Origin of the sequence: Clostridium sp. AF34-10BH (genome assembly GCF_003478095.1) — a bacterium.
In the GTDB taxonomy this organism is placed as follows: Bacteria; Bacillota; Clostridia; order Lachnospirales; family Lachnospiraceae; genus Acetatifactor; species Acetatifactor acetigignens.
Genome location: NZ_QUEC01000052.1, coordinates 1 through 11491 on the forward strand (window position 1 = coordinate 1; position 11491 = coordinate 11491).

Genomic DNA, 11491 nt, shown 5'->3' on the forward strand with positions numbered 1-11491 from the left:
AACCCTTATATAAGTGCGCCCAAAAATCTACTTTATTTTTCACTCTTTTCTCCATTCGTTTCTTCTTATTTATTTTATACTTGCGGAGATTCTTTTTCAACCAAAACGACAGATTTCTTCTTGTGGTGAGGACAAAACCATAGTATATTAAACATAGTGAGTTACACAGAAAGGTGTGAGTGAATGAAGTACGATTTAAAAAATAATAAGTATTTTCGTTGGGGGGTAACGGCATTCTTAACCATTGCCGCCAGTATTTGTTTCTATTATCTGTTATTCCACGGAAGCAGTATCAAGACAGGCTTTCATACGATCATCGGGATTCTGATGCCGGTGGTATTCGGACTGGTGACGGCATATCTGCTGACCCCGGTACTTAATTTTATAGAAACCAAACTGCTATTTCCTTTGTGCCGGAAAATGAAGGTGAAGGAGAGCAGTAAGCGCAATTCCATTGTCCGTGGTATTGGCATACTGATCACGGCATTTTTGTTCGTCACCCTGATTTATAGTCTGGTTGCCATGATGCTTTCCCAGATTGTTCCCAGTATTGTAAATATTGCTTCCAATTTTGACACCTACATCAGCAATTTTACAAAATGGATCAGCAAGCTTATGGATGACAATCCGGAGCTGGGCAGTCAGATCACTTTTCTGATTGATAAGTATTCCGTAGAACTGGAGAATTGGTTAAATAACACAGTACTGACCAAGACCAGTCAGGTGATCATGACAGTATCTTTGAGCGTAATCAATATTCTGAAGAGTCTTTGGGATTTTATCATCGGATTCGTTATTTCCATTTATGTACTGGCAAGTAAGGAAAAATTTGCCGGACAAGCGAAAAAAATGGCCTATGCTTTCTTTGAACAGAAAACAGCCAACCGCCTGATCAAGAGTTTTCGCTTTACCCATAGCACTTTCATCGGATTTATCGGCGGCAAGATTGTAGATTCCTTTATCATCGGATGCCTGTGCTTTATCGGAACCACGTTATTGCAGACACCGTATGCGGCACTGGTCAGCGTGATTGTGGGTGTGACCAATATTATTCCCTTCTTTGGTCCTTATCTGGGAGCTATTCCCAGTGCCATCCTGATCCTTGTGGTGGATCCGATGCACCCTTTAAACTGTGTTTATTTCGTCCTGTTCATTCTGGTGTTACAGCAGTTTGACGGAAATTTCCTGGGACCCAAAATTCTGGGCAATTCCACCGGGCTTACCGGTTTCTGGGTGATTTTCGCCATCACGGTATTCGGTGGATTATTCGGTATTCTCGGCATGATCGTCGGGGTGCCTATCTTTGCAGTGATCTATGCGGCTATCAAGGCAGTAGTTAATACGTTCCTTCGGAAAAAGGATCTGCCGGTAGAGACAGAACAATATTCTTATCTGAAAAATATTGATGAAGAGGGATTCCATACACTGAATTCCAGACTGCAAAAGGATCATGAGCTTAAAGATCAAACTGATTTCAGCCAGGATAAAAAAGATCAAGAAGAGAAAAACGTAGGAGAGAAGTAGACAAATGCGATTTGTAATACAACGGGTACAGCATGCAGAGGTAAAAGTAGATGGAGAGGTAACAGGCAGCATCGGCAAAGGTTTTCTGGTACTGATCGGCGTGGCCGAAACAGATACCAGAGAGATTGCCGACAAAATGATCAAGAAGCTTCTGGGGCTGCGGATCTTTGAAGACGCTCAGGGCAAGACCAATCTGGATCTGCATGCGGTGGAGGGCGAATTGTTACTGGTGTCACAATTTACTCTGTATGCGGATTGCAAAAAAGGCAATCGTCCATCCTTTATCAAAGCCGGTAATCCGGATATAGCCAATGAACTATACGAATACATTATCGACAGATGCCGTGAAAGCATCGCCACCGTGGAAAAAGGAATCTTTGGCGCCGATATGAAAGTATCTCTGTTAAATGACGGGCCTTTTACCATATTGCTGGATTCCGAGGAAATCTGTTAAAAATAGCTTTCGAAAGGCGTATTATAGGATTATTTCTAAACACAACTATTCGTTAAACTTGTGTTTTGCGCATAGTTAGTTCTGCGTCTGCTATCGTAGTAAGGGCTGATTTGTTCCTTAACAGACCGGAATGTGTTGGCTCTGCATGGGCGGTACACATTCCGGTTGAAAAATGTGCTTGGTGAAGTAGTTATCTATTCGCATAATCAATCAAAATCTTTTTGCAACTACTGCAACGATAAGCTTCACAATGAGGGATTCCGCCTGAACCTTTACTCAATTCCAGATCGTCCGATTTTTTAATGCGAAAAACTTTTGTCAGATTATCAACTGCAAAAGTAATGTCTCGTGAGCTCATTAGGTATCCTCTTATCATTTCTTCACCACAATATGGACATTTCATTCTGCTTTACCTCCTATAAATATCGATTTTCGTTCTCTGTGACTTCCCAATAAACGGGAATTTCTCACTTCTTCATTTTAGGAGCAATAAGCAGCACTACTGCCACAAGAAAATATACACCATACAGTAACCACGTAATTGTATTGTTCCAAGGAAAACTCTTTTCTGGATGGTTCAATGCAAACATTATAAATACAAAAGCTACAATCAGCATTATCACACCGATAATCCTTGATATACTCTTATTCATGTAAAGCACCTCCTCGTCAAACTTGAATTGAGATTTCACCTGTTTTAAGAGATTTAATAACTGTTATATTTTGTTATTAAATTCTCCACAAGCCCTTGAAAACACTGGATTTATCGCAGGTGAGCTTTTCCTTATTGTTTCCCTTGTGTTATATCGTCCCATCAGTGTTTACGAACTCTGATAAGGGCAAATACAAGGGCAAGAAAAATCTATAAAACAGTATAACACAAAATAAAAGTGACATGGTGAACTGATTGAAATGCTTCTGATTTTTGTAACTGATAATTGATTGAATGATAAGGAGAGATAAGATACGATGAGAACAATATTTGCAGAATACAATCCACAGCGCAATAGTATTGATGTTTACACCTCTGCTGGCTATATGCTCCGAAATGATTCAGTGTCTCTGTATCTTCTCCCTTTACATCTCCATTGCAAAAATCAACAAATTTATTTTTGTTTACTTTATGTTCTAGCATAAGTCATTATTTTAATTGCACACCTTACGGTTTCATATCAAAGTCCCTATGCCAAAGCATCAAATGCCGAAACTCCGTTTTCCGTCACTCCTGTAGAAGTTGAAGTACCTACCAATTCCACCATTTTTACTGTCAGGTCAGCTACATCTTTTCCATCAATTTTCAGATTATATTGCTGTTCTTCCTGCTCCTGTTTTTCGGCACGCTGTTTTTCCAGTCTTTCCTCTGTCTCTTTCTTTTCTGCTTTCCTTTTCTCGAGTCTTTCTTCAAGTTCTTTCCTTGCTTTTTCTGTTCCCGGATCAACCTCATCTGTTACCAGTACTTCTTCTGTTATGCTATCATATCCATTTATTGTATCCGTTACACTCAGTACCTTACAGCCACGAGCACTTTGAGCAGCTTTCAATTTTTCGATACTTTCCGGTATTAAAGATAGATTATACTCCAACCATTGTTTTGTCTTTTCATCTCCCATAGCCTTTGACAAAAGAGAACTGTTTATATTTACGGAATAATCCCTGCTTCGTAAACAATCGTATTTTTGTGTTAAATAGTTCTTATATTCATGGGCATTCTTATATGTCCTGCCCGTTTTGTTTCCAGCATTTTGTGTATTGCCATAACTATTCGTATATGACGCATAAGTTCCTATTCCTGTAACTGCCATATTAACATATCTCCTTTCATTATTCGGAGTCCTTCCAACTATGCCACCTGTTGGATTTCTCTCACCTACATCTATACTTTAAAATCTAATCCACCAAGAGTATCATCCATCTGATCTAAAATACTTGTATCAAATGCATCTCCCGGCTTCCATCCAGGATTATTTTTCTTTACCAGTGTCTCCATTCTTGAAGCATAATCTCCAGCCATTCTGCTCAATGTCCACGAAGCGGAATTTCGCTGTTCAGAAGGAATCGTATTCAAATACTGTTTGATTACATCATGTCTCTTGCTTTCTTCTGGTATATATGCACCATTGCTACTGATAAAATCCTGCTTTACAACCTTTTCTAAATCCGACTTCACCTTATCCGATACAGACACTATCTTTTTCCAATCCTTACCATTGATACAACGGTCTGCCTGTTCCTTTGATAAAAAAGGTACACCATCTTTATTATAGTAATAATTGTTATTTCTATATTGACACCCAGAATCTACGGTCGTAATCCCAGTCTGCTTGTGTGAAGAATTTTTCTGAAAGAAGAATTTGTTTATTAGCAAACTTTGCGAAAATAAATTTTTATTGTTAATATTTACATTCATATTTCACTCTCTCCTATAATACAAAATTGTAGCCACATTACATTTTTAATATGTATAATATACTTTTATTGTTTCAGTGGATGTTGAAACTGTTCCTTTTGTAACAATCCATATTTTCCACTTGCCTGACGGATCAAAACCATTAAAATCATTAATTGTTATTGTTCCACTCTTACTTACTGTTGTATAATTAACATTTCCATTGCCATCTTCTACATATAAATAAAACGAATCACTTCCTGAACTAACCCTACTATACACCTCTATTTTTAAAATCTGAGGATTTGATCCACTTACAGACCCTGATGAAACAGTTGAAATATTTGATACTGTCCCATATACAGAATTTAATTTTGTTGTTGTCTTAGTCCAATAATTTGTAGCCCTCACTGATACAGTAGAATTTATAGTTATTGTTTCTTCTGCCGGTGCAACTTCTGCTGCCGATACAGGAGTTACAAGAAGAGCTGTGCATAATACGATTCCACTCAAAAAATAAGATATAATTTTCTTCATCGTAAATACCTCCATAATAATATTTCAAAATAATATGGCTACAATTTCTTTCATCAATTTTTAATCACCAGTTTACAACTTTATAAATGGTAGACTTGTTGATGAATCAACCGATTTAAAGCCTTTTTCACAGCATTTGTTTTTATGTGTGTTTCGACATTTTTGACGAAAGTGGCAAAAAATATCTGTCTGCGAATACCCTGGCTTAATTCAAAACGAAATTCCTGTACACTCTTTGTGCGATATTCAGAAAAAGTTTTATCCTGATACGGCAAAAGTTTCATGGCACAATAGCTGATATTGATCAGATTGACCAGCATTTCAATCCCTTTGCAGCTCCGCACCATATAGCTGCAAAAAGACCAGAATGTTTTCTGCTCATAGTCGCTTGTCTCAATATTCCAGCGAAATGAGTACAGAAACAGTGGGATATATTTCATCCAGTCACTGCCGGTCTGATTCAATGGTGCTTTTTCCTGCCATGCACAGAAAATCTGCAGTTCTTCTGGAAAAATCGTACTGAAAACAGGCGTTTTTTACCATGCTCTTTTTCTGTGGCTGTGACATAAGCCAGAACTTCCTGATTGCCAAAGATTCTGGTAAAGACACGGCGGACACCGGTATAGTAATCACCGATTTTTTCACCGGAAAAGGTAAAGTCAGTCTCAACAGAAAGCTGTTTTCCATGTTTAGCCGGACGCCCCCTGCGGCCGGTATGTGCAGGAGCAAGGTCATACATAACAGAATCAATCCTTGCATTACCAATAAGATCCAGGTTCGGATATTCATTGACAATACAGACCAGATTTTGTTTCGTATACCAGCTGTCACAGAGAATAATGACATGTTCCCTGCTTTGAAATTCAGGCATGACTTTACGGATCATGGTGGCAGCAAGTTCCAGTTTGGATTCTTTTTTCTTCCACATACGGTATCCAAGCGGAACGGAAAGATAAGAGATCTTATCCTGATTCCACACAGGTACGCAAAGCATGATACTTACAAAACAGTGTCCATTCAGATAGTTAGAACTGTTTTGTGCAGCATGGTCAAACAGTTTTGAAACGTTTTCTCAAATATTAATCGTCAATAAATTACAATCAGGCATTATTAACATTTGTGTTTGTCATAATCATATCGAATGGCTTGAGTATTTAATTTCCATCAATGTAAACTTATCTTCTTCCAAAGCATTAATCTTTAGCCTTTAAATTTTAACACTCATCAATAACTGCGATAACTGATTTTGATTATGATGAATCATTGTATATTTTTCCTTAAATGATGTGATTGCACCATACATTTTCTCAGTTAAATTTTCTGGGATTTCGTCCTTTCCCTTTGTTTTCTGTTCCCCAATGTAATCTGACGCTAATGCAGACCTTGATGTAATTTTTGAAATTTTATTCATTTCTTCACCGATAATTCCACGGGCATGCTGATTTGTTGTCTCCATTGTCACAAAATCATCCACCGTTTTCTTATATGCTACATCTAAATTGCTTAATTCTTCATCCCGTGTAAGCTTACGAGGTCCATTTTCATCAGCTACATATATTTCTCTGGTTCCATTTTCATAGCCCTTCACAATTTCATCATATAATTCTGCGTATGCTTTAACATAATTATTTGCCTTGTCAGTAATATTTAAGGCACTTTTTCCTGTATCAACATTTTGATTCTGCTGTGCTGCCTTCTTTTGAATTTCATAACTATAATCAATATCACTGATTTTTTTACTCTCTAACAGTTCCTTTCTTTGAACCACATCATCATATTTTTCCTGTCCACTCTGCTGTATACGATTACGATAATACTCCAATCCCTCATTAGAAATCGAAAGCTTTACGGATTGTTCCATCGTATGTTTTTCATTTGCCTGCTTATTTTCTTTCTGAACTTTAGCATCATTTTTTTCTATTATGGGATTCATATTATTCATATAACTAGATATTTTCATATTTTTACCTCTTTCAATTATTCAAATATCCCTGATCCAGTTCTTCTTTCGACCAGACTCTTTCATACGTTCCACCAATTTCGTCAAAAACCTTTTGCCATGTAGAAAATTTATGGATTTCCTCCATGCTATCCTTGTTATTCTGAAGCCATTCATACAGCTTTTCATACATAGAACCAGAAAACCGGACACTCCAATTGTTTTTATAATTTTCATTGTCACTGTATGACATTCCATCAGCTCCTATGGATATAATTCCCTGATCTGTCCGTTTTGCCATTCCTCTAATCTCTAAATCAGCCCAGATAAAACCTTCTTCCCGACTCTCAATTAAATTAGGGTATTTGTCAAAATACATCTCCGCTAATTCTTCATACCTCTTCCGATCCTCTTCATTTTGCAGAAGAACCTTGCCACCTCTGCCTTCTTCACCGTCTTTTACTAAATACTGGATGCCGGTACCTGAATGTGTATTTAATGTAAATCCCTGCAAAGTCTCCACATCCAGCGAATCTTTATCCATTACATTCTGCAATGCATCTTTTAATTCATCATCTAATACCAGGGCATCGTAACTCATCGTTCCATGCTCAGAAATCAAAAACTGCTTTCCTGTTGTTTCATCCTGTCTTATTTTTATATCAGAATAGGAAAATGCCCCCAAACGCTCCCCGTCTTTATTGTATATATCAAAACATTCAGCTTCATTATCGGGTACGATTCTATAATTTTCGGATTCGTACTCTGAATATTCCTGTTTCAAAGTATTTATCGTTTTTCCTGACAGTGCCAGATAAGAATCCATCACTGTACTTTTCTTAGCACGATTGATATCCGCTCTACTGCTAATATCCTCCTTATCCACCGTCTGAGCCAAAGTGTCAGCCCACTTATTCTGGTTCCGATTTGGTTTTAGGTTGTTATAACCTGTTGAATAACGGCTCTCCGATCCTATACTTCCAATCATTTTTTAAATTCCTCCCGACATTTTATTCTCTTATTTTAGATGCCAACACGGTATAAAATTCTTTTTCCTGTTGCAGATATGCTGCCCTTTCATCTGTAACGGCTGCCAGCGGATTTTCTATTCTCTCCAATACTTTGTCGATAGCTGCTAAATAACTTTCTTTCGTTTCACCAAAAATATTGTCATCACCACCTGTCAGAAAATCCTGCTCTACCGATAGCTGCGTTAATATACTGGTTACATCCGTCTGAAATGGATTAAAACCAGTTTCTTCCAATGTTTCCTGCCATGCTGCCTTGACACTCTGCGGCACTGTCTGAAGGTAATAACCACTCATATAAGCAATCTGCTTTTTGGTTTTTTCGTCTGCAAACTGATAGGTTCTGTTATTCGCTTTTTTTGTACTTTTTCCTTTCGATGGAATATAAGACCAGTTTGGTTCTCCATTACTACCAGAAGTAATTAGCTGTTCCCTTCCAACTGTTCCTATATTTGAAAAAGAGATTCCCATAAATCCACCTCCAACAGCTTGAGGTTTTCGTATAAAATTTTATTCAACCACTTCTTAAAGCGGTTCATACTTTCTGTCATCCATTGGTCACACTCTAGCTTCAAACATACTTTGGCTAACACCTTTCATCCACATATTCTGTGCTGCTCCATATCCTTTTTCCTGCCCTATATCATACAATCCACTGCTGTCAAAGCCTATTTTCAACACTAAATCATTTTCTTTCTTCCAGCCATTCTTAGCATATTCTAGCCATCTCTTAGAATAAAGTTCATACCCTGCACCATTTTTAGATTTTTCCTTAAACAATGCAAGTAAATCTGTACCATCCTCTGCAATAAAAGTACCATTTTTATATGTCGCATTGCGTGCATCATACCCGGTTGTCTCATACACTTCATGCCATAAAGAATATTGGTTTGCCTTTGTCATATTTGCCTGCGAATTAACAATTTCATTATCTGCATCATGCGTACAAATCCACGCATGTGTCCATATATTTTTCGCATTATCCCCTTCATTCAGTAATTTTTCTATCTGCGATAATGTATCTCTATCTGCATTTCCGGACACCTTTAGCTGATATGTATATGGGTCAATAGAAAATACCAAATCTGCCTGTTTTGATATTGATATCCCATTCTTTGAAAACAGATTTGATATCTGCTGATTTACAACACTTCTGGCATACTGTTTTTCCCTGTCAGTATTGCGTACATAACCAACACTTCTTGAACCACCTGTATATACATCCTTGTAATTTCTTAATGCATAATCATACCGGGCAAATCCAGCCGAATATTTTCCCCCTGTTTGTAACATTCTTTTCTCATTGCGGTAAGCTATGGAACGCTGATCTTCTGTCATATATGAGCAAAAATTAGGTGAGGTCACATCACAATATTTTGATTCGATATATGCCATTGGATCAGAATGAGACAAATTTTCTTTGTACACTTTATCATAATGCTCCTGCAAAACTTTTTGTACGAAACGATCTTCCTCGGTAAGTCCATCATATTGATAACCTACAGTTGTACCAGTACTGGAAGTGTTTGGCAGATTATTTAAATCCCTGCCTACTGGTATGTTGTTGTAATAATTATTTACAGTAACCATACTAGCCCCTACCTTATATAAGTCTCATAAACAATACAATGCTGCCAAATGCGACATAGCTGCATAAAATGAAGTAAATCCAAAAAATCAATATCTTTCAAAAAAGATATTTTCACCAAGGGGAAAGTCTGCCCTTTTTTAGGCAAAAAATATTTTTTGTTTATCTATTGACATTTATTAGCTGGACTTTCACATTTCATTTATCGTTCAATGATAAATATTTTATATAGCCAACTATCTGTACAACATTTCTATACTTCTTCATCTATCTTGCTTGATGTTAATAAAGAATCCGTCTTAGAGTATGTACCATTATTTGTATAGGTTGCACTCGCCCGGTTTGCAGCATTCGATATACCAGTTGCTTTCTGCGATATTTTGCTTACAAAAGAATTATATCCTGTAAAGATCGTTTTCAGCGAACTGATATCTGCCTGCTTTAAAGCATCCTCATCTAATTCCAACTTGTTTCCTTTTCCTATGGTAATACCTATTTTGGCAAGCATATTACTGTTTTTGTCTGTCATTCCAGTCATCCATGAAGCATTTCGCAATACATCCTTTGTATTCGATTCTCCGGCTTCTTTAACTACATCATTATAATCTTCAACAAAAGATTTTACTGCCTTGGTGATTTTATCCCAGTCATAATCCTCTACCTCAATCTCTTCCCCCGTTTTTTCATCTTTCTTTTTTATTTTCTTTTTTTCCCAAAGAGAAGAGTCATTCAAAGCATCTGCTGATTTTTTCAGAGAATCTGCACTTGTTTTCATCAAAGTAAGTCTTTGTGAAGTATCACCTTTTCCCGGTAATTTTTCAGCATCCTGTTTTGCATAATATGCTTTCATAAGTTTTCCATAGCTTCCATTTTTGATTGCAGCATAATCAGAAAGCATATTTGTATTGCCTATTGATGAACTATCTGACGTTCCACTAAACAAAGCTGAAAAATCTACATTGCTGTTATATTTACTTGTATAATCACTAAAACTTTTGATTTCTGACATAACACCAGCCTCCTTTCCGAACTATAAACGTATATCTATCGGTGTATATACTACCGACTGTCCACTTTCTGATGCTGGATTTGTTATTGTTTCTGCTGTTTCTGTTTTGATATCTGCATTATCTGATGCATCTGTTGTCGTATCTGCATTTTCCTGTGTATTCTCTGCTTTCTGAGGTTGATCCTTCTTTGTTTCTGCTGCATCTGTACTGTTGTCTGTCTTTGCTGCTTCTTCCATAGATTTATTTGCATCTGAAAGTGAAGACATCTGTGCTACTGTTGCAGACTGCGCTTTTGCCTGCAAATCTGCCAGTTCTTCTTCTTTCTTTTCGGTATTGCCTTTTCCAGCATCCTGCTTGATTTCAGACTCAAGCACACCGGCTCTTCCTTCCATCTGTGTTGCCATACTACCCTGCACTTTTGCTTGCTTCATAGATGAATCTGCGGAAATCATTGCCCGCATACCTGCCTGTGACAAGCCTGTTCCTTTCTTTGCAGATGTATTTTTTGTACCAGCCACCATATCATCCATAGATGATTTTTTACTCTGCTGTTCCTTTCTCTGTTCAATCTGGTGCTGTCTTAACTGTTGATTGAGATTTGTAATTTCCTGCTGTATCTCCTGACGTTTCTTCATCTTATCCTCTAATGACAGTTCTTCATTTGATGATAAGTCCTGCAATTTCTGCTGTGCATTTGCAATCTGATTCTGAATATTTTTACTCACAGAATCATTCGCCTGTGCCATTCCTATTGCTCCTGTCTGCGTATTCGTTCCGTTAAATCCATTAATTTTCATCATTTCGTTGTCCTCCTTGAGCTAATACTCTGAAATCCGTTTCCTGAAAATCTGTATAACATGATTTCTCTTTATTTTTTCTTTCGGCATATCTTTCTTCACAATAAACCGTAATGTTGTGAACCGCCCTTTTTTCGTTGTGAAGCAGTCTGAAAATGCTTTTCAGACTGTCGCAGTGCTCAATAGTCACCCGAGTTTCCCGTTTTGTAAACGAGTTTCACATTTTGA

General features: G+C 37.3%; 14 protein-coding genes and 1 pseudogene. 3 read left to right on the plus strand and 12 right to left on the minus strand.

Annotated features, from left to right (window positions below; genetic code table 11):
• Positions 1–183: 183 nt before the first annotated feature.
• The gene (locus DWZ61_RS18870; RefSeq protein ID WP_118540058.1) at positions 184–1524 is read left to right on the plus strand and encodes an AI-2E family transporter; all 1341 of its coding nucleotides are present in this window, start codon (positions 184–186) and stop codon (positions 1522–1524) included.
• A 4-nt stretch (positions 1525–1528) separates the two neighbouring features.
• Positions 1529–1978 (plus strand): D-aminoacyl-tRNA deacylase, encoded by a 450-nt coding sequence (gene dtd, locus DWZ61_RS18875; protein ID WP_118540059.1) that lies wholly within the window; start codon positions 1529–1531, stop codon positions 1976–1978.
• Positions 1979–2445: 467 nt separating this feature from the next.
• On the opposite strand, the gene DWZ61_RS18885 is transcribed toward dtd, so the two are convergent.
• Positions 2446–2631: a hypothetical protein gene (locus tag DWZ61_RS18885; protein WP_022313299.1), complete on the minus strand. Its 186-nt coding sequence runs from the start codon at positions 2629–2631 to the stop codon at positions 2446–2448.
• A 316-nt stretch (positions 2632–2947) separates the two neighbouring features.
• Here DWZ61_RS18885 and DWZ61_RS18890 point away from each other — a divergent pair.
• Positions 2948–3031, plus strand: a pseudogene (locus tag DWZ61_RS18890) (toxin-antitoxin system protein); the annotation flags it as partial.
• 128 nt (positions 3032–3159) lie between these two features.
• Here the strand turns inward: DWZ61_RS18890 and DWZ61_RS18895 are convergent.
• The 11 genes from DWZ61_RS18895 to DWZ61_RS18940 form a co-directional block, all read right to left on the minus strand.
• Positions 3160–3780, minus strand: coding sequence for a DUF6033 family protein (locus tag DWZ61_RS18895; protein ID WP_182427203.1), 621 nt, complete (start codon positions 3778–3780; stop codon positions 3160–3162).
• A 71-nt stretch (positions 3781–3851) separates the two neighbouring features.
• Positions 3852–4385, minus strand: coding sequence for a DUF3879 family protein (locus DWZ61_RS18900; RefSeq protein WP_109258671.1), 534 nt, complete (start codon positions 4383–4385; stop codon positions 3852–3854).
• 45 nt (positions 4386–4430) lie between these two features.
• On the minus strand, positions 4431–4901 hold the full coding sequence (locus tag DWZ61_RS19540) for a hypothetical protein (RefSeq protein ID WP_118585951.1): 471 nt from the start codon (positions 4899–4901) through the stop codon (positions 4431–4433).
• Positions 4902–4981: 80 nt separating this feature from the next.
• On the minus strand, positions 4982–5365 hold the full coding sequence (locus DWZ61_RS20500; protein ID WP_330381177.1) for a hypothetical protein: 384 nt from the start codon (positions 5363–5365) through the stop codon (positions 4982–4984).
• Positions 5362–5895 (minus strand): transposase, encoded by a 534-nt coding sequence (locus DWZ61_RS20505; RefSeq protein ID WP_347475467.1) that lies wholly within the window; start codon positions 5893–5895, stop codon positions 5362–5364. Before DWZ61_RS20505 ends, DWZ61_RS20500 begins: the two co-directional genes overlap by 4 nt.
• 213 nt (positions 5896–6108) lie before the next feature.
• Positions 6109–6861, minus strand: a complete 753-nt coding sequence (locus DWZ61_RS18915) for a hypothetical protein (protein ID WP_118540062.1) — start codon at positions 6859–6861, stop codon at positions 6109–6111.
• 13 nt (positions 6862–6874) lie between these two features.
• Positions 6875–7828: a hypothetical protein gene (locus tag DWZ61_RS18920; protein WP_118540063.1), complete on the minus strand. Its 954-nt coding sequence runs from the start codon at positions 7826–7828 to the stop codon at positions 6875–6877.
• A gap of 22 nt (positions 7829–7850) precedes the next feature.
• Positions 7851–8339 (minus strand): hypothetical protein, encoded by a 489-nt coding sequence (locus tag DWZ61_RS18925; protein ID WP_008115717.1) that lies wholly within the window; start codon positions 8337–8339, stop codon positions 7851–7853.
• Between the two features lie 87 nt (positions 8340–8426).
• Positions 8427–9458, minus strand: a complete 1032-nt coding sequence (locus tag DWZ61_RS18930; RefSeq protein ID WP_118540064.1) for a DUF4885 family protein — start codon at positions 9456–9458, stop codon at positions 8427–8429.
• A 251-nt stretch (positions 9459–9709) separates the two neighbouring features.
• A complete protein-coding gene (gene fliD, locus DWZ61_RS20330; protein WP_243026463.1) occupies positions 9710–10465 on the minus strand; it encodes a flagellar filament capping protein FliD in 756 nt (251 codons plus the stop codon).
• A gap of 21 nt (positions 10466–10486) precedes the next feature.
• Entirely contained in the window at positions 10487–11266 is a 780-nt protein-coding gene (locus tag DWZ61_RS18940) for a FlxA-like family protein (protein ID WP_118540065.1), read from the minus strand.
• Positions 11267–11491 lie beyond the last annotated feature (225 nt).

What these genes read in the sequence shown, in the direction of transcription:
- DWZ61_RS20505 (WP_347475467.1), bottom strand. Translation starts at nt 5,895, where the DNA reads ATGCTTTGCGTACCTGTGTGGAATCAGGATAAGATCTCTTATCTTTCC.
- DWZ61_RS18895 (WP_182427203.1), bottom strand. Translation starts at nt 3,780, where the DNA reads ATGGCAGTTACAGGAATAGGAACTTATGCGTCATATACGAATAGTTAT.
- DWZ61_RS19540 (WP_118585951.1), bottom strand. Translation starts at nt 4,901, where the DNA reads ATGAAGAAAATTATATCTTATTTTTTGAGTGGAATCGTATTATGCACA.
- DWZ61_RS18870 (WP_118540058.1), top strand. Translation starts at nt 184, where the DNA reads ATGAAGTACGATTTAAAAAATAATAAGTATTTTCGTTGGGGGGTAACG.
- fliD (WP_243026463.1), bottom strand. Translation starts at nt 10,465, where the DNA reads ATGTCAGAAATCAAAAGTTTTAGTGATTATACAAGTAAATATAACAGC.
- DWZ61_RS18930 (WP_118540064.1), bottom strand. Translation starts at nt 9,458, where the DNA reads ATGGTTACTGTAAATAATTATTACAACAACATACCAGTAGGCAGGGAT.
- DWZ61_RS18885 (WP_022313299.1), bottom strand. Translation starts at nt 2,631, where the DNA reads ATGAATAAGAGTATATCAAGGATTATCGGTGTGATAATGCTGATTGTA.
- DWZ61_RS18940 (WP_118540065.1), bottom strand. Translation starts at nt 11,266, where the DNA reads ATGATGAAAATTAATGGATTTAACGGAACGAATACGCAGACAGGAGCA.
- DWZ61_RS18915 (WP_118540062.1), bottom strand. Translation starts at nt 6,861, where the DNA reads ATGAAAATATCTAGTTATATGAATAATATGAATCCCATAATAGAAAAA.
- dtd (WP_118540059.1), top strand. Translation starts at nt 1,529, where the DNA reads ATGCGATTTGTAATACAACGGGTACAGCATGCAGAGGTAAAAGTAGAT.
- DWZ61_RS18925 (WP_008115717.1), bottom strand. Translation starts at nt 8,339, where the DNA reads ATGGGAATCTCTTTTTCAAATATAGGAACAGTTGGAAGGGAACAGCTA.
- DWZ61_RS18900 (WP_109258671.1), bottom strand. Translation starts at nt 4,385, where the DNA reads ATGAATGTAAATATTAACAATAAAAATTTATTTTCGCAAAGTTTGCTA.
- DWZ61_RS18920 (WP_118540063.1), bottom strand. Translation starts at nt 7,828, where the DNA reads ATGATTGGAAGTATAGGATCGGAGAGCCGTTATTCAACAGGTTATAAC.